This window comes from Heyndrickxia oleronia, assembly GCF_017809215.1.
Taxonomy (GTDB): Bacteria; Bacillota; Bacilli; order Bacillales; family Bacillaceae_C; genus Heyndrickxia; species Heyndrickxia oleronia.
Genome location: NZ_CP065424.1, coordinates 1,555,700 through 1,572,126, shown reverse-complemented (window position 1 = coordinate 1,572,126; position 16,427 = coordinate 1,555,700). Strand labels below are relative to the sequence as shown.

The following is a 16,427-nucleotide window of genomic DNA, read 5'->3' as shown; positions in this document are numbered from 1 at the left end:
CCTCTTATTTTTTCCTGTTTTTTCCCATAATAAAAATTGGTTCAAGTTCACCATCATCATAAATAAAAGATAATGCAGTGATCGGGACATGGCCATTGGTAAAGAAGCTCATCGTCATTTGTGCTAATACATCATATCCTGTTTCATTTCGAATATCCCCGATAATAAGAACATCCTGATGTGGGACAGACACAGTCATATCACCAGTGATTTTTTCTGACATTTCTTTTAGAAATTTATCATTTAATATCCTACTTGCATCATATCCGTCATTCGTATTTAAAAAATAAAAGATATTATCTGCTACAGTGTCCTGCTTAGTTAACGTACTTAATGACCGCACATTAAATCGTGCCATTTCTTTAATTTCTTCTCTATCCCACTTTTCTTTCCTTAGCATTTCATCATCAATCAAACGATAGGTATTCCCTAAATCTAGTGCATAATATATTCTTGTCTCAGCTGTATGATCTTCTGTAAAAAAGGAAACCCCTTCTGATGTTTCTTTAGGAAATGAGGTAGACCGAATCACAGGAAAAATCCTACTTTCCTTACCACCCATTTTTTGTTCCGTCCCCATTACATTTAATGCTTCCTCTACATAATAAACAATTTCATCGACTGCTTTTTCCTTTTTTTCATGCCATTTCGATACTGCATTGGACAATGATACAGTAATTCCTTTACCTGTTTGTTTATTTTCAATTCTTAAAGTTTCTTTCTCACGATTATAAATAATGCTTCGGTTATCATGCTCTAACCGTTTTTGAAGCTCCTTTTTCATTTTGATTGTATCCATTTTCATGATTATTTTCCCACCTTTGATTGATTGCTTTACTCATTCTACATGAAAAACTCCCTCATCTCAAAGATGAAGGAGTCGAATCATTAAAGCCCTTTTAAAAAGTTTTCAATTTCCTCTTTTGTTTTACGATCTTTACTTACAAAACGCCCTAGTTCATTGCCTTCTTTAAAAACAATAAAACTTGGAATCCCGAAAATATCTAAATCAGAACATAGATCAATGAATTCATCTCGGTCTACATATACAAAAGTATACTCTGTAAAATCAGCCTCTATTTCTGGTAAAAACGGATCGATAAAGCGGCAATCAGGACACCAATCAGCCGAAAACATAAAAACTGTCTTCCCACTATCCTTCAATGTTTCGAATTCTTCCATTGATGTTAATTTTTTCATTTCCATCCTCCTAATATTATTTTTTGTATTGAACTGATTTAACTACTCTCATCATTTTACTCGCATTGGCCGAAATATTCTTCTCTTTTGACTCGGTGGTCATCTTAATACCTCCAATGCCGACAGTCACTTCATACATATCTTTCTCTACCTTAGATACAATTAAGTACCCAAATTGTTTTTTATTTTTAAAGGTATGGTCAACAACTAAATTTTTTTCAGGTTTAGACATTTGATATACAATTTTACTGTCTTCTTTCTCATTCTGATTATAAAATAATATATAATCATTTTTTCCTTTAATAATAACATTGTTAGGGGATTCATCTTTAATAGACATACCAAATGGTAAATAAAACTTCACATTATTTGATCCATCGGTAATTTTTTCGCTTTTATGATTAAATGCTTCCTCAACATTTTTAATAGCATCGTCGTTTTCATCCTTTAATGAATGACTGCAACCTGATATGACCATCATGAGACAAATGAAAACGACCCCACTTATCCATTTTCGCAAATTTACTTCCTCCTAAACATATGAGGCTCTTTACCTATTCTAACGAAAATAGACAAATGTTGACAAGAACTTTTCGCAAAATTCCCAATAGGAGTTCATCATTTTTTTACTTCTTTCTAAATTGAAATTGCCCAATTAATATTTTCATTACATGAGTAAACATCTCATCCCTTGTTATTACATTATTTGTGAATATTCCAATAGCCCCTTCTTTTTTACTAACATTTCTTACTTTTGATACATCCTCCATTACAGGGCCTAATTCCTCCCCTTTCCTTAAACGTTCTGCCACATCTTCTGGTAATCGAATTCTAGCCCCACCCGCAATAATTGGTGACTCCCCCTTTACTACAAGAGCTCCCCAATTACATACGAATAGACCAAAAGGAGTTTCTACAACTCCCCCCTCTAAACCTATTCCAATTTCTATGTTTTCCTCTAATAAACAATTTGTCGCACGATTGACCGCACCTTGTATCGTTTCTTCATCAGAAAAAGGCTGATTACTTACTCCTGAAGGAACTGACATTGGGGTAATGATTACATCGATATCTTGTTCTTTACATGCTTCTTCTACTGCCTTAACTTTTGCAGGATTTACAGATCCAATAGCGATTTTCATGCTTTCACTCCTAATTTATTAATTTCCATAAAAAAAGAGGCAATAGCCCCCTTTTTTAATTATTTAATATCGTATTAACTGTGGATTGGTCACATAATTGAACAAGTTTGACTAATAAAGCCTTTGCTGCTGCATAATCATCAACGTGGATAATAGATGCATGTGTATGAATATATCGAGAACAGATTCCAACGACAGCACTTGGTACACCTTCATTTGAAGTATGGACACGTCCAGCATCCGTTCCACCTTGAGATACAAAATATTGGTATGGAATATTATTACTTTCAGCTGTATCTAAAATCAGCTCTCTCATACCTTTATGAGTAATCATCGAACGGTCCATGATACGAAGCAATGCTCCTTTACCAAGTTGGCCAAATTCATTTTTATCCCCGGTCATATCGTTTGCAGGGCTAGCATCTAAGGCAAAGAACAAATCAGGCTTAATCATATTAGCTGCGGCTTGAGCCCCACGAAGGCCGACTTCCTCTTGCACATTTGCTCCTGAGTAAAGAATATTAGGAATATCTTTTCCTTGAAGCTCTTTTAATAATTCAATGGATAAACCACAGCCGTATCGATTATCCCATGCTTTAGCTAATATTTTTTTCTCATTAGCCATAGGTGTAAAAGGACAAATAGGAACAATTTGCTGACCAGGCTTAATTCCGATGCGAATGGCATCCTCACGATTATCAGCACCAATATCAATTAACATATTTTTAATATCCATTGGTTTATTTCTTTTACTGTCATCTAATAAATGTGGAGGAATTGAACCAATTACTCCAATTACAGGACCATTATCTGTTATAATTTCCACTCGCTGAGCTAATAATACCTGACTCCACCAGCCACCGAGTGTTTGAAAACGAAGCATTCCATTATCAGTGATAGAAGTCACCATAAATCCAACTTCATCCATATGGCCAGCTACCATAATTGTTGGTCCTTCTTCCTTACCACGTTTTATCCCAAAAATTCCGCCTAAACGATCCTGAACTACTTCATCCGCATATTTTTCAAGCTCCGTTCTCATAAAAGCTCTAACTGCATGCTCATTGCCTGGTGCACCGGGCAATTCTGTTAATGTTTTAAACAACTGTAAAGTTTCTTGTTCCATCGAATATCCCTCAATTTCTATTTATTATGTACCCTTCTATTTTACAGAACTTTCATACTGCTTTCTAGTTTTCTGTTTTGTCATTCTTTTTTGATTGGCTCTTTTCTCATACATGCTTAAGTATGCTTTAACTACTATATATTAGTTTGATACACCTCTCATTGAACACCAATGACCCTCTAAAAATCCTTTATTCGCTGTAAAAAGGGAGGCTATTAGGCTTTGACAAAAGCAAAAACTATACGAAAAACAGCCTTTTGATATCAATTCATTCTTTAATCTTAATTTTCCTAATAGATTATTCAACATGATACAATAAGGAATGAGGAGGGATAAAGATGGAGAAATTATCAATTGGTGAAATAAGTATTTACTGGTTAGATGGAGGGGTAACATTTTTAGACGGAGGGGCAATGTTCGGTGTTGTGCCTAAACCGCTTTGGTCAAAAAAATATCCTGTCAATGAAAAAAATCAAATTGAATTAAGAACTGATCCAATGCTACTACAGATTAATAACAAGAATATTCTAATAGAAACTGGGATTGGAAAGGGAAAGTTAACTGACAAACAAAAAAGAAATTATGGAGTGGTTGAGGAATCGAAACTAGATGAATCATTAGCCGAAATTGGATTATCACCAAAGGATATTGATATTATCTGTATGACACATCTTCATTTTGACCATGCTAGTGGATTAACAAGATGGGAAGATCATCAATTAGTTTCTGTTTTCCCTAATGCAAAAATTTATACCTCCAAAGTTGAATGGGAAGAGATGAGGAATCCAAACATTCGGTCGAAAAATACATATTGGTCAGAAAATTGGGAACCTATACAAAACCAAATATACACATTTGAAAATCAAGTGGTTATTGAAGAGTGTATTAAAATGATTCATACTGGCGGACATAGTGACGGACATTCTATCATTGAAATTGAAAGTAATGGTCAAAAACTAATTCATATGGCCGATTTAATGCCGACACATGCCCACCGTAATTCTTTATGGGTCCTAGCCTATGATGACTATCCGATGACATCGATTTTTGCAAAGGAAAAATATATTCCGTATGCAATCGAGAATCAGTCATGGTTTATTTTCTATCATGATGCCTACTACCGAGCATTAAAATGGGATCAAGACGGAAATATCATCGACGAGATAAAACGGAAATAAAGTTTCATTTTGACCCAAAAGCATCTTACATTAATTTCCTATATCAAAGAGTGCACTATCATTCGTAATATAACGGTGCACTCATTCTTTTATTATGTAGATTATATTGGATAAACATCCAATACAGTACCTGTATAGGCATCAGCAATAAATTCATATTGCATCCTTTTATCATTTATACGACAGGTAACCCCGCCACGATAAATTTTTGCTTTAATAGGAAACTTCTCATAATCTTCCTTCATTTGCTGAATCCAAGAACCCTCTACATCTGTTGATTCTTTAAATGCTTTTTTTACATTTGACAATACTGTATCACTAGAAATAAAGGTTTTACTTTTAACTACCTCATTAACTAAGTAACCGCTTACCGCACCAATTGCTATACCAGTAACAAAAGATTTCAAATTCATGCATCATACCTCCTATTTCCCTATAGTTTATCATATTCAAAATTATCCATGATATATTTTTAAACCTTTAATGATACAGAAATAACTATGTAAAATAAATTCAATTTTGCTTGTAAAAGGTATCTTACTTTTTTTAAAATGGAGATAGAGAGGATGAATGGCATGAAAAAACTAAATAGTTTTTCCTTCTATATACTAGCCGTTATAGTATTATGGCTAAAGACACTTGTGATATACTTCTTTGAATTTGACCTAAGAACGAGTACATTTCTTGAAACATTCCTAATATTAGTGAATCCACTTGGATCAATTGGATTATTTTTAGGGATTAGTTTGTTTTTTCCAAAAAAAGTTAGAAAAACAGCTTTTATGGTTTTATACATATTACTAACTGGTCTTTTATATGGAAATATTTTATATTATCGTTTTTATATTGATTTTATTACTGTTCCTGTTTTATTTCAATTTCAAAATGTAGGCGGATTAAGTCAAAGTACATTAGAACTCATTAATTGGACCGACCCTTTGCTATTTATTGATATTGCGATTTTAGCCTGGTTACTCGTGAAACGAGTAGATAAAGGTTTACCGCTAACCATAATTAAAAGAACATCAATGATATGTAGTAGTATTGCACTTATCATTCTTGTCATTTTAAGTGGTTTCATTGAGAATCCACAGCTTTTTAAAAAATCATATGACAGAGAAAACCTAGTCAAAACGCTGGGGAGTTTTAATTACCATATCTACGATATCCTATTCAATTCTAAAATGTCTGTCCAGCGTGCGTTTGCAGATAGTACCGATGTTGATGATGTGACTAAGTATATAAATAAATTAAATTCAAACGCACCCCCGTCCTCAATGAGCGGATTGGCAAAGGGGAAAAATGTCATATTAATCTCTCTCGAATCAACACAGCAATTAGTCATTAATCGTAAAATTAACGGCGAGGAAATTACGCCGTTTCTCAATTTAATTTTAAAAGATAGCTTGTATTTCCCTAACTTCTATCATCAAACTGCCCAGGGGAAAACATCTGATGCTGAATTTATGATAGATAACGGGCTCTACCCATTATCTGGCGGTTCTGTTTTTGTCAGAAGGCCAAGGAATGATTTCTATGCATTACCAGAAATTTTAAAAGAAGATGGGTATTATAGTGCCGTTTTTCACAGTAATGATGAAACTTTTTGGAATCGTGAAAATATGTATGAAACGATGGGATATGATCAATTTTTTTCGAAGAAATATTATCATGTTTCTGAGGAAAATAGTGTGAACTACGGTTTAAAAGATATTCCATTTTTTGAGCAATCCATACCCTATTTAAAAGATTTGCCACAGCCCTTTTATGCAAAGTTCTTAACATTAACCAATCACTTCCCGTTTTTATTAGAACCGGAAGATCAATTTCTTAAAGATGACGAAGAAAATCCTGATTTAGTTCATCGTTATTTCCGTACAGTTCGCTATGAGGATGAAGCAATTAAACGTTTCTTTACACTATTGAAAAAAAATGGGTTATATGATAACTCCATCATCATTTTATACGGTGATCATTACGGTATATCAAAAAGCTACCATAAAGAACTTGAACAAGTATTAGATAAAGAAATTACACCTAATGAACAAATCGATCTTCAAAAAGTGCCTTTTATTATTCATATTCCGGGAGAAAAGGGAAAAATCATTAAGACCATTGGAGGTCAAACAGACATTAGACAAACGATACTTGATCTACTTGGTATTCACCCTGAGAAGCCTGTGATTGATTTTGGTCATAGTTTAATTTCTAAAAAGCCGAAGGATCTTGTTGTATTTAGGGATGGTAGTTTTGTAACGAAAAAATACACCTTTACAGAAAATGCTTGTTACAATAAATTAACAGGCGTTAAAGTGAAAATGAGCAAATGTACACCTTATTTTGATCGAGTTCAAAATGAATTAAACTTCTCAGATAATGTGATATTCGGTGATTTATTACGATTCAATGATGAAAAAATGGCAGAATAATAAAAAGGCGGCAACCCTATGATTACAAGGGTAGCCGCTTTTTTGAATTAGTTATTCGCTTCATTTTGATACTTCACTTCACAGCGATAAATCCGTTGACCCTTTGCAGAAAATTTTTCTTCATATTCCGTCATAATATTATCTTCAAACTCACTATTATGCAGATCCAAGCTAATATATTTTAATAGCAGCCCGTATTCAGAAAAACTTTGAAGCGAGTATTCGAATAATCCCTGATTATCTGTCTTAAAATGAATTTCTCCACCATCAATTAATAATCCTTCATATAATTTAAGAAAGCTTTTATAAGTTAGTCTTCTTTTCGCATGTTTCTTTTTTGGCCAAGGGTCAGAAAAGTTTAAGTATACCCGCTCAATATCCCCTTTTGCAAAGAGATCACTCAAATTACTTCCGTCGATATTTAATAACTTTATGTTTGTAAGCTCTTCATCGATCAACTTGTCCAATGCCGAAACAATTACACTATCCTGCATTTCAATCCCAATATAGTTTATTTCAGGATTTGCTTTTGCCATCCCAACAATAAATTGTCCCTTTCCCGTTCCAACCTCAATATGAATAGGATGATCATTATTAAATAGTTCTCCCCATTTTCCTTTATATTTCTCAGGAGTTTGAACCACAAATTGGGGATATTCCATTAGTTTTTCTTTTGCCCATGGTTTATGTCTCAATCGCATTTCTATACACCTCAATATGAATTTTTTAGTTCATCATGCATAAAGACAAAAGGAATTCACAAAATAATTGTGGATTCCTTTTTACTAATACTGAAAGGAGGTTGCTCATGCCTCTTAGTCATCATGATCAAATGACCTTATTAAAAGATATTTTAAACAATCACCAAGTTGATTGTTGTGGCTCTGTTGCCGAATGTGAACAGTTGGAACGCTTAGTTAAATCATTAATGGTAAATCCAAATATTCATGAAAATATTAAACCTATTTTACAGGAAGTATTCAATTACAGTCAAAATGGTCAATATACTCAACACTTGGATTTCCATATTGAATCAAATCAAGAGAATATATCTGAATGGGTAGATCAAATGAATATATATAATTAAAACGGCTCTTGCACAGATTTTTTACCTCTTCAATTAAAGATAGTTATGAAAGAGACCTTAAATTATACGGCAGAAAGCCGATCTAGCCAATCATTCACTTCACTTATGCGATTTTTACTTTTATTCCATTGTACGGCCAAGAGAGACTGTGAAATATAATACCATTTCATCCGTAATAAAAGATGATCATTTAGATGAAGGCCATATTGTTTTAACCACTGATCCCAGTTTTGTCGATCAATGTATAAATATAAAAGCATCCCAATATCCAGAGCAGGGTCGGCGATCATTGGACCATCCCAGTCAATTAGATACAACTGGTTGTCTTCTGATAACAGCCAGTTGTTATGATTAATATCTCCGTGGCATACGACGTATTCTTCGCTTTTAATATTTGCTAGCTCATTTTCGAGATAATAGATAGATGACTGAATAATGGGTGTTGATAGTAGGTCATGATCTAATTCAGTTTTTATTTGTTCCAGTATCATATTAGCTTCAATTGGAGTTTTACCTAACCGAAGCAGCATAGAAAGTAATGGACCAGATTCATGGATTTTTTTCAATAGCTTAGCAACAATATCTTGGCTCATTTCATGAGACTTTAATTCTCGCCCACTTAGCCATTGCTGTGCCGTGATGACATCCCCATTTTCTGTCCGTTTTGTCCAGACAAGCTTTGGTACAATCCCTTCAGCCGATAATACAGCTAAAAAAGGAGAGGAATTTCTTTTTAAAAATAATTTTTGTTCTTGATGTCTGGCAAAGAACGCTTCTCCCGTTGCCCCACCGGCTGGGGTTATTTCCCAACCTTGACCAAGTATGTGTTCCAACATCATTCACCTTCAATTGTTTCGCCCATCACCATTTTAATTACAGCAAAAAATAGTACTAAGATATATACGATGGCTGTTTTCGTAAATAGATTTAGACCTTAAACAGTATAAAAAGCCTATAAGAATAAAAAAGATAGCTATTGATACGGCGTACAACAATAGCCACCTTTACTAATACAGATTTTAAAATATTGTCCGCAGATTTATATAAATAAAAAACTGCATAAATCATATCATTTATCGACTTTATAAAGATCTTTAAATAAATTTTATTCTTTATGACATTTTTCGTCAAGTTGTTTTAACCTAGGCAATTAGTTGTTTCACATTTTCATATGTTTTTATTAATTTCCACGAATGAGGACAGACCTTAATTTGAACTGGTGTTTCACCTGCAAACTCACCATCAGCATGAACAGGAATGTTAGCCGTTGAATGAATGAGAATATCTGTCCCTTTGAGCAAATGAACAGCTTTAAATTTTATATGGCCACCCCAAAATACACTAAGAAAGATAAATAAGATCATTATTCTTGAAATTTCCGAAACAACTGTTATATTTAATTCGCCATCTCCCGGATCTGCCAGTGGAGAAATTTTCATCCCCCCACCGTAGAAGGCTTGGTTAGATATTGTTACAAACCATGCTCTTTCGAAAGTATATTCAACACCGTTAATGACAAGATAAATCGTAGTTGGGCGATATCGAAAAAGCTCTATTAGCATGAACAAAGCATAAACTAATTTTCCTAAACCTAAAAAATTTAACCACTTTTTTGTAAAGGAAGAATTCACCCTTCTAGTAATTGATGCGTCAAATCCTGCACCTAGACTATTAACAAAATGCCCTTGACCCGTTTTATTCGTATATTTTCCTGTATCGAAAAAAACTCCTTCATTTTCCTTCATTTGCAATAGGTGAGCTAAACATTCATCCGGTTTTATAGGAAGTTTGTAGCCTTTAGCAAAATCATTACCAGAACCTGCTGGTATATAAGCAATCGTTACATGTTGAAATGAAACAACACCATTAATTACTTCATGGATGGTACCGTCACCACCAACTGCAACCATTAAAATAGGATCAGATATTGATAGAGCAATAGAATGCGCTAGATCCTGTGCATGTTTTTGATGTTTTGTATAGAAAACCTCATATGGAATATTATCCAGCTTATAGTTTAGCTTATTCCAAATCTTTTTGCTTACTCCATTTTTAGCCGAAGGATTTACAATAAATACAAGCCTTTTCTCCATACTTCCTCATTCCTCATTCCCTTCTTGTTCAACCCACTCTGGTCTTCTTGAACAAGTCGTCTGACAATAATCTAGGAGAATCTTTGCTGTCTTTAATTGGACATGCTTTAAAGGTGATTGTAATTTTCTTTGCTGTTGAAACCATGTAGGGTAGGATCTTTTTTCCAGTAATACAAGATCAGCCGGTGCATTAGGAAAATCAATATACCCATCTCTACATATAACAGCCTTTTTTAACGGGATATCGAGCTGATATTTATTTAATAATTGTTTGATTATTTTTGACATGCGATTCAGTGCAATGACAGGGTTTAAAATTTTGCTTTCTCCCCCAATTGATCTTTTTATCCAAAATTTTTCATTTGACCCAAGGTACACTGCATCCTTTTCTTGGTCTAAGAAGGATAAGCACCATACTTCAGTTGGAGAAATTAAGATAACCTCCATTTCAATCGGAGCTTTTTTTAACAAGAAGATCGGTTCATATAAAAATAAAAAAGTATCAGGAAAACGTTGCAATAAGTATTTTAAATTTTCATTTCGATAGTATCTTTGGTCAGGAAAAGATTTTTCTACTATTGTCGAACTTGCCCATTTCATTTGGAAAGAAAATAGCTGATCTAAGAATAACTGCTTCAACTCATCAATTGAATCCGGATAATACGTTAATTCAGGCATAAATTGAAACAATGATTCTTTGTTAATTGGTTGTTTGTCTACGGTCTCTTCTTCTATTTTTCCTTTCTTAAATAATCGTCTAATAATATTGGTCGATGTTGACCGTTTATTCTCCACATGCTCATTCCCTATAGGCGAAACAAGTTGGATTTGTTCCTCTCTATTTTCCCAACGATCCTTTAATTTGTCCCATTGTTGTTTCTTTAGTCTTGCATACTGTGCTGGATACCTAAACGGATCCATTTCGTATCGTGAAATATAATCTTGTAACTTTATTAATTGTCCCATGCTGTTACTACTTCCTTTTCTACCTATTCGTCACCCAAATATATGCTTGCTTTTTTTTGATATTTAGGAACCGCTTCAAGAACGGTTTCATATAGTACAACTTCCTCTATATTGAATTCTTCCATTTTTATAAACTTTTCTTGTAGAGATGATAATGAGAATGCACCGAATGATTGCTCCCATTTTCTTGCCAAAGTAATATGAGGACGAAATGGTTTTTCATCTAATTGAAATCCAGACTGTATACATTTTTCATACACATTTACTCTTAGTTTGTTTAATTCATTCGATTCATGTACACCAGCCCAAAAAATCCTTGGAGTCTCATTTCTTCCAAATATGCCTATATGATTGATCTGTAAACGAAAACTACTAATTTCTATAAGAGATTCTTTCATCAAATTAAGTGCTAAATTTAATTGATTTATTTCGGCATTACCTAAAAAAGCAAGTGTGATGTGATAATCTTCTGGATGAACCCATCGCTTAAAAGGATAATCTTTTTTAATTTCATCACACCATTCAAATAGTTTGTTTTTTATAGCAGAAGGAATGGGAACAGCAAAAAAATAATGTCTGCTTTGCATTAGGTCACCCTCTATAAAGTTTGTGTTACTCCTATTTTATCAAATTTCTTCTTGAATATGACATATTTCTATTTTTTCCTACATATATTGAAATGACAACAAGGTTTTCTTTTAGTTTTATTGGGTAAAGGATACAGAATTGTATGAAGGGAGAATAGATTTGTGAAAAAGGGAGAAAAGGTTATTTATAACGGGGAGGAATATGAGATCTTTTTTTTATATGATAGTGGATACTGTGAAATCAAAAGGCTTTACAGAAAAAATATTTTATTAGTCCATCATACCGAAATACAAAAAATACATAAATTTGACCATTTAAAAAAATTATCCCCCAATAATAATTACATAACAAAACCCCATAAGTGTTAACAAAGCTTATGGGGTCTTATTTTAATTTTATTCACTTAATTTTTCGATTTCACGTTTAAATAAATTCTGAAGTTTTTTGGTAATCTTTCCTGGTGTTCCGGAATTTATTTGTAATTCATTAATTTGTACAATTGGCATAACTTCAGAAGTTGTACTGGAGATAAACACTTCATCAGCTTGTTTTAAATCGTTAACCGTAAATATTTGTTCCTTATATTCTATTCCATTTTCCTTACACAATTTTAATATTACTTGTCTTGTAATACCATTTAAAATAAGATTAGTGGCCGGACGCGTAATGACACAGTTATCTTTGACAATAAATACATTAGAGGAAGATCCTTCAGTAATTTCCTCTCCACGATGCTGAATTGCTTCATAACAACCAGCCTCAGCCGCTTGTTGTTTTGCTAAAATATTTCCAAGTAAATTTAAGCTCTTTATATCGCATCTTAGCCAACGGATATCTTCTACTAGTAATCCTTTTACACCATTATCCATCGAGACCTGTGGAATTGGCATTTCTCTTGTATAAGCAACATATGTTGGAATAATTTCTTCACTAGGAAAACCATGTTGTCTTGTATAGGTTCCTCTTGTTATTTGTAAGTAAATAATGCCAGTATCTAGCTGATTTGTTTCAACCAATTCCTCTAATCGCTGCATTAAATCTTTTTTGGAAAATGGAATACGGATGGAAATTTTTTCGGCACTTTCATATAAACGCTGTATATGTTCATCTTTCGTAAATAAGTGACCGTTGTATACGCGAATAACCTCGTATATTCCATCACCAAATTGGTATCCACGATCTTCAATGTCAATATTCACTTCTGATTTTTCTACGATTTCTCCATTAAATATAATTTTCTCCATACTTTTCTCTCTCCCATCAAAATTTTATTTATTTTTTAGCTAATTCAAAAATAGCTTGTGCATAAATAGCAGTAGCTTTGATTAAATCCTCAATAAACATAAATTCATCCTTTTGATGCATTACATCTGGTCTACCTGGAAACAATGCTCCAAACGCCACACCTGATTTCAATGAACGTGCATAAGTTCCTCCACCAATTGATAATAATTCTGCTTTTTCACCGGTCTGCTCTTCATATACCTTTTGCAAGGTCTTTACAAGATCAGTATTTGCATCTACATGGTGCGGTTTCGAATCAGAAAAATTCTCAATCACAAATCCCTTTTCATTTACCTTATCATTAATGATTTTTTTATTTTTTTCCATATCGAATGTCACAGGATAGCGCATATTTAAGCCGAAACGACCACCGGAATTTACTTCATAGACCATTTTTCCGACATTTATAGTTAGGTCTCCTGTAATTTCATCCTGATACTGAACTCCCAATCCTTCCCCACGTGATTGATCAAAGAGGATATTCACTGCAAAATCAATATAACGCTTGGCAGATGTATCTAAATCTAATTCATTCAAAAATGTTGTTAATAATAACCCGGCATTTTTCCCATTTTTGGGTTCCATCCCATGTGCGGAAACACCTTCAAGTTCTAAATGTAGCTCCCCATTATCAATAAAGTATTTTCCTTTTAAACCTATTTTCTGAAGAAAATCACTATATCTTTGTAAAATATCTGTTTTCTCCCCGTCAAAGGTTAAAACAGCTGATGCAAAATCAGGTACCATATTATATCTTCGTCCAGATTGGAAGGATAGAAGGGTAATATCCGCTTGTTCTTCAATTACTGAAAAAGGTAGAACTATATCATAATCAGCAATTCCCTTTTCCGCATTAATAATTGGAAAATCGGCATCTGGAGCAAAACCGATTGATGGCATTTCTTCATGTTTGAAATAATGTTCGACACAGCGCCAGTTACTTTCCTCATCCGTACCTATGATCATTCTTACTCTTTTTTCAATTGGAAGACCTAATTCTTTAACGATTTTCATCGCGTAGTATGCTGCCATAGTAGGTCCTTTATCATCGCTAGCTCCTCTAGAGTAAATCTTTCCGTCTTTCACTTCCCCGCCATATGGATCAACACTCCAACCATCGCCTTCAGGAACTACATCAACATGACACAGAATACCCAATAAGTCTTTCCCATCTCCCATTTCTAAATGACCAGCTAGGTCCCCTACATTTTTTGTTGTAAACCCATCTTTTTCTCCTAAATCTAATAAATATTGCAAAGCATCTTTTACTCCTTGGCCAAGAGGAGCATTTGGTGTACTATTTTCTTCGTCTAATACACTTTTAATTTTTAAAATGCCCTGTAAATCTTTAATTAGATCCTCTTTTCTTTTTAAAACCTCTTCCATCCAATTTATCTTTTCCATTGCTAGCACTCCAATTTTATGTATTTTCTAAAAGTTTATCGTTTTTTATTTTACTCCTTTTCATCAATTTAATAAATCTTTTATATTCTGTTCACAAACATTGTTTCTATTTAGATAAAGTTTTAACTAATAAATATAGCATGATCTCATTATTTCACTGTAAAAAGAGTGTATCATTCATACGAACTATAGGAAGCCTTTATTATTATTACAAACTATACAAAAACAGCCATCTTTAAAAAATTTGCAGGAAATGGAGATGCTATTTTATTTTTCTGAAAATTATACTAATTTCATTTTATTTTCATATAATATACTATGACAATTACCATATTAATTCCTTCTTATCTCTGGATATTTTAAAAAAGAAGGTGTACAATGTAATTGTCTGAAATCTAAGTCAATAATTCACGAAAAAAAGGAGTTGTCTGTGAGGAGAATAAGTCTTTTCTAATTTTATTGAAGAATAATTTCTAAACTGCTTGATTAGCATTAAAACAAAATTTTCTTCAATTTCATAAGCAGTCTGTAGTCTTAGTCTTTGGAAATAAGATGAGGGAGTGGTTTTTTGAAACCTTCAACCAATCGAATGCTAACCCGAATTAAATCAATCTACATGTTTATTAAGGAAAATGGGACAGTAACGACACAGGACCTTGTAGATGAGTTCGGCATCACTCCTCGCACCATTCAAAGGGATTTGAATGTGTTAGCATACAATGACTTAATAATAAGCCCAAATCGGGGAAAATGGACAACAACAGATAAAAGAGTAAAGATGTCTTCTTAACCAAACAGAAAATCATCCTATATACTAGATAGGGCTGTCTGATTCAGACAGCCCTATTATTTACCCTTTATTTCATATGTGGTGAGTAGTTGAACTTCTTCATTAGATAATTCACGATAGTCACCAAGTTCAAGACTTTCATCTAACTGAAGTGGCCCCATCTCAATTCTCTTAAGATATGTAACCTTTTTATCAACCGCTTCGAACATTCGTTTTACTTGATGAAATTTCCCTTCTGTAATGGTTAATTCTATATCAGACCGTAGACCTGATTTTAAAATTTTTAATATACCTGGTTTTGTATGATAACCATCCTCCAAAATGACACCATTGCGAAAAGCCTCAACATCTTTTTCCGTTACTTCACCTTGAATAACAGCAAAATACGTTTTTGGTACATGATTTTTAGGGGATAGAAGGCGATGTGCCAACTTACCATCATTTGTTAGTAATAATAGACCTTCCGTATCTTTATCTAATCGTCCAACTGGAAAAGGCTCCATGATAGCATCCTCTATTTTTAATAAATCTACAACTGTTTCTTCATTAACATCTTCAGTTGCAGAAATGACACCTGGTGGTTTATTCATCATAAGGTATATAAACTCACGGTATATGATCTTTTCACCTCGTACCGTTATTTCATCACTTTTGGGATTTATATGTATTTTACCATCTTTCGTTAATTGGTTATTAACGACAACCACGCCATCTTTTAACACCTTTTTTACTTCTTTTCTACTACCTAGACCAGCATTAGCTAAAAATTTATCTAATCTCATGAAAGCACCTCTATTTCTAATTAAATCTTTTTATATAGTGAAATAGCCTATACGTATTTCTTTTAGGGGCATAGGCTATTATGGGAACCATTCATAACAAAAGAAGACTGGAGTGAATTTTTTATGGATTATAGGCAACAACAAGCACCGACGCAATTTCCATGGCCACCTGGACAACAAAATCAAAATGTAAATAGAAGACTGGATAATATTGAAAGGCGACTCGATCGTTTGGACCGCAAGTTTGACCGTTTAGAACGCCGTGTGACTCGGCTTGAACGTCAAATGGGTTGGGGTCAAGGTCAAGGATCTACAGGACGAGAATACTACTATTATTAATCTAGGTTCTATTCTCAAG

At 33.5% G+C, this 16,427-nt stretch carries 19 protein-coding genes; 5 read left to right on the top strand and 14 right to left on the bottom strand.

The window, feature by feature from the left end; translation table 11 throughout:
* Window positions 1–4: 4 nt before the first annotated feature.
* The 5 genes from I5818_RS07895 to I5818_RS07875 all read right to left on the bottom strand — a co-directional run bounded on the left by I5818_RS07895 (window position 5) and on the right by I5818_RS07875 (window position 3,468).
* Window positions 5–799, bottom strand: a complete 795-nt coding sequence (locus I5818_RS07895) for a DUF1444 domain-containing protein (protein ID WP_071977014.1) — start codon at window positions 797–799, stop codon at window positions 5–7.
* Window positions 800–888: 89 nt separating this feature from the next.
* A complete protein-coding gene (locus I5818_RS07890) occupies window positions 889–1,200 on the bottom strand; it encodes a thioredoxin family protein (RefSeq protein ID WP_071976929.1) in 312 nt (103 codons plus the stop codon).
* A gap of 16 nt (window positions 1,201–1,216) precedes the next feature.
* Entirely contained in the window at window positions 1,217–1,720 is a 504-nt protein-coding gene (locus tag I5818_RS07885) for a hypothetical protein (RefSeq protein ID WP_071976928.1), read from the bottom strand.
* Window positions 1,721–1,826: 106 nt separating this feature from the next.
* Complete coding sequence (locus tag I5818_RS07880; protein WP_071976927.1) at window positions 1,827–2,342, bottom strand: DUF84 family protein; 516 nt, start codon at window positions 2,340–2,342, stop codon at window positions 1,827–1,829.
* Window positions 2,343–2,397: 55 nt separating this feature from the next.
* Window positions 2,398–3,468: a M42 family metallopeptidase gene (locus tag I5818_RS07875; RefSeq protein WP_058005598.1), complete on the bottom strand. Its 1,071-nt coding sequence runs from the start codon at window positions 3,466–3,468 to the stop codon at window positions 2,398–2,400.
* Between the two features lie 338 nt (window positions 3,469–3,806).
* Here I5818_RS07875 and I5818_RS07870 point away from each other — a divergent pair, with 338 nt between their 5' ends.
* Window positions 3,807–4,646 (top strand): YtnP family quorum-quenching lactonase, encoded by an 840-nt coding sequence (locus tag I5818_RS07870; RefSeq protein WP_078111174.1) that lies wholly within the window; start codon window positions 3,807–3,809, stop codon window positions 4,644–4,646.
* A gap of 101 nt (window positions 4,647–4,747) precedes the next feature.
* Here I5818_RS07870 and I5818_RS07865 read toward each other — a convergent pair whose 3' ends face one another.
* Window positions 4,748–5,059, bottom strand: a complete 312-nt coding sequence (locus I5818_RS07865) for a PepSY domain-containing protein (RefSeq protein ID WP_071976925.1) — start codon at window positions 5,057–5,059, stop codon at window positions 4,748–4,750.
* Window positions 5,060–5,212: 153 nt separating this feature from the next.
* Between I5818_RS07865 and I5818_RS07860 the strand changes: the two genes are divergently transcribed.
* Window positions 5,213–7,075: an LTA synthase family protein gene (locus I5818_RS07860; RefSeq protein ID WP_235849823.1), complete on the top strand. Its 1,863-nt coding sequence runs from the start codon at window positions 5,213–5,215 to the stop codon at window positions 7,073–7,075.
* A 47-nt stretch (window positions 7,076–7,122) separates the two neighbouring features.
* Here the strand turns inward: I5818_RS07860 and trmB are convergent, their stop codons facing one another.
* A complete protein-coding gene (trmB, locus tag I5818_RS07855; RefSeq protein ID WP_058005601.1) occupies window positions 7,123–7,776 on the bottom strand; it encodes a tRNA (guanosine(46)-N7)-methyltransferase TrmB in 654 nt (217 codons plus the stop codon).
* A 107-nt stretch (window positions 7,777–7,883) separates the two neighbouring features.
* Between trmB and I5818_RS07850 the strand changes: the two genes are divergently transcribed.
* Window positions 7,884–8,162: a YtzH-like family protein gene (locus I5818_RS07850; RefSeq protein ID WP_058005602.1), complete on the top strand. Its 279-nt coding sequence runs from the start codon at window positions 7,884–7,886 to the stop codon at window positions 8,160–8,162.
* Between the two features lie 62 nt (window positions 8,163–8,224).
* Here I5818_RS07850 and I5818_RS07845 read toward each other — a convergent pair whose 3' ends face one another.
* From I5818_RS07845 to pepV, 6 genes are all read right to left on the bottom strand, one after another.
* Window positions 8,225–8,995, bottom strand: a complete 771-nt coding sequence (locus I5818_RS07845; protein WP_078111176.1) for a phosphotransferase family protein — start codon at window positions 8,993–8,995, stop codon at window positions 8,225–8,227.
* Between the two features lie 309 nt (window positions 8,996–9,304).
* Complete coding sequence (locus I5818_RS07840; protein ID WP_078111177.1) at window positions 9,305–10,255, bottom strand: diacylglycerol/lipid kinase family protein; 951 nt, start codon at window positions 10,253–10,255, stop codon at window positions 9,305–9,307.
* A 6-nt stretch (window positions 10,256–10,261) separates the two neighbouring features.
* Window positions 10,262–11,221: an NERD domain-containing protein gene (locus I5818_RS07835; protein ID WP_078111178.1), complete on the bottom strand. Its 960-nt coding sequence runs from the start codon at window positions 11,219–11,221 to the stop codon at window positions 10,262–10,264.
* Window positions 11,222–11,244: 23 nt separating this feature from the next.
* Entirely contained in the window at window positions 11,245–11,808 is a 564-nt protein-coding gene (thpR, locus tag I5818_RS07830; protein ID WP_078111179.1) for an RNA 2',3'-cyclic phosphodiesterase, read from the bottom strand.
* 396 nt (window positions 11,809–12,204) lie between these two features.
* On the bottom strand, window positions 12,205–13,053 hold the full coding sequence (dat, locus tag I5818_RS07825) for a D-amino-acid transaminase (protein WP_078111181.1): 849 nt from the start codon (window positions 13,051–13,053) through the stop codon (window positions 12,205–12,207).
* Between the two features lie 28 nt (window positions 13,054–13,081).
* Window positions 13,082–14,497, bottom strand: a complete 1,416-nt coding sequence (pepV, locus tag I5818_RS07820) for a dipeptidase PepV (RefSeq protein ID WP_078111182.1) — start codon at window positions 14,495–14,497, stop codon at window positions 13,082–13,084.
* Window positions 14,498–15,065: 568 nt separating this feature from the next.
* On the opposite strand from pepV, the gene I5818_RS07815 reads away from it, so the two are divergent.
* Window positions 15,066–15,287: a DeoR family transcriptional regulator gene (locus I5818_RS07815; RefSeq protein ID WP_078111183.1), complete on the top strand. Its 222-nt coding sequence runs from the start codon at window positions 15,066–15,068 to the stop codon at window positions 15,285–15,287.
* 56 nt (window positions 15,288–15,343) lie between these two features.
* On the opposite strand, the gene I5818_RS07810 is transcribed toward I5818_RS07815, so the two are convergent.
* Window positions 15,344–16,069 (bottom strand): pseudouridine synthase, encoded by a 726-nt coding sequence (locus tag I5818_RS07810; RefSeq protein ID WP_078111184.1) that lies wholly within the window; start codon window positions 16,067–16,069, stop codon window positions 15,344–15,346.
* A 123-nt stretch (window positions 16,070–16,192) separates the two neighbouring features.
* On the opposite strand from I5818_RS07810, the gene I5818_RS07805 reads away from it, so the two are divergent.
* Window positions 16,193–16,408, top strand: a complete 216-nt coding sequence (locus I5818_RS07805; RefSeq protein WP_078111185.1) for a coiled-coil domain-containing protein — start codon at window positions 16,193–16,195, stop codon at window positions 16,406–16,408.
* Window positions 16,409–16,427: the final 19 nt, after the last annotated feature.

Excerpts from the sequence above, each read along its gene's own strand:
- I5818_RS07895 (WP_071977014.1), bottom strand. The coding sequence starts at position 799 with ATGGATACAATCAAAATGAAAAAGGAGCTTCAAAAACGGTTAGAGCAT.
- I5818_RS07890 (WP_071976929.1), bottom strand. The coding sequence starts at position 1,200 with ATGAAAAAATTAACATCAATGGAAGAATTCGAAACATTGAAGGATAGT.
- I5818_RS07880 (WP_071976927.1), bottom strand. The coding sequence starts at position 2,342 with ATGAAAATCGCTATTGGATCTGTAAATCCTGCAAAAGTTAAGGCAGTA.
- I5818_RS07875 (WP_058005598.1), bottom strand. The coding sequence starts at position 3,468 with ATGGAACAAGAAACTTTACAGTTGTTTAAAACATTAACAGAATTGCCC.
- I5818_RS07870 (WP_078111174.1), top strand. The coding sequence starts at position 3,807 with ATGGAGAAATTATCAATTGGTGAAATAAGTATTTACTGGTTAGATGGA.
- I5818_RS07865 (WP_071976925.1), bottom strand. The coding sequence starts at position 5,059 with ATGAATTTGAAATCTTTTGTTACTGGTATAGCAATTGGTGCGGTAAGC.
- I5818_RS07860 (WP_235849823.1), top strand. The coding sequence starts at position 5,213 with ATGAATGGCATGAAAAAACTAAATAGTTTTTCCTTCTATATACTAGCC.
- trmB (WP_058005601.1), bottom strand. The coding sequence starts at position 7,776 with ATGCGATTGAGACATAAACCATGGGCAAAAGAAAAACTAATGGAATAT.
- I5818_RS07850 (WP_058005602.1), top strand. The coding sequence starts at position 7,884 with ATGCCTCTTAGTCATCATGATCAAATGACCTTATTAAAAGATATTTTA.
- I5818_RS07840 (WP_078111177.1), bottom strand. The coding sequence starts at position 10,255 with ATGGAGAAAAGGCTTGTATTTATTGTAAATCCTTCGGCTAAAAATGGA.
- I5818_RS07835 (WP_078111178.1), bottom strand. The coding sequence starts at position 11,221 with ATGGGACAATTAATAAAGTTACAAGATTATATTTCACGATACGAAATG.
- thpR (WP_078111179.1), bottom strand. The coding sequence starts at position 11,808 with ATGCAAAGCAGACATTATTTTTTTGCTGTTCCCATTCCTTCTGCTATA.
- dat (WP_078111181.1), bottom strand. The coding sequence starts at position 13,053 with ATGGAGAAAATTATATTTAATGGAGAAATCGTAGAAAAATCAGAAGTG.
- pepV (WP_078111182.1), bottom strand. The coding sequence starts at position 14,497 with ATGGAAAAGATAAATTGGATGGAAGAGGTTTTAAAAAGAAAAGAGGAT.
- I5818_RS07810 (WP_078111184.1), bottom strand. The coding sequence starts at position 16,069 with ATGAGATTAGATAAATTTTTAGCTAATGCTGGTCTAGGTAGTAGAAAA.
- I5818_RS07805 (WP_078111185.1), top strand. The coding sequence starts at position 16,193 with ATGGATTATAGGCAACAACAAGCACCGACGCAATTTCCATGGCCACCT.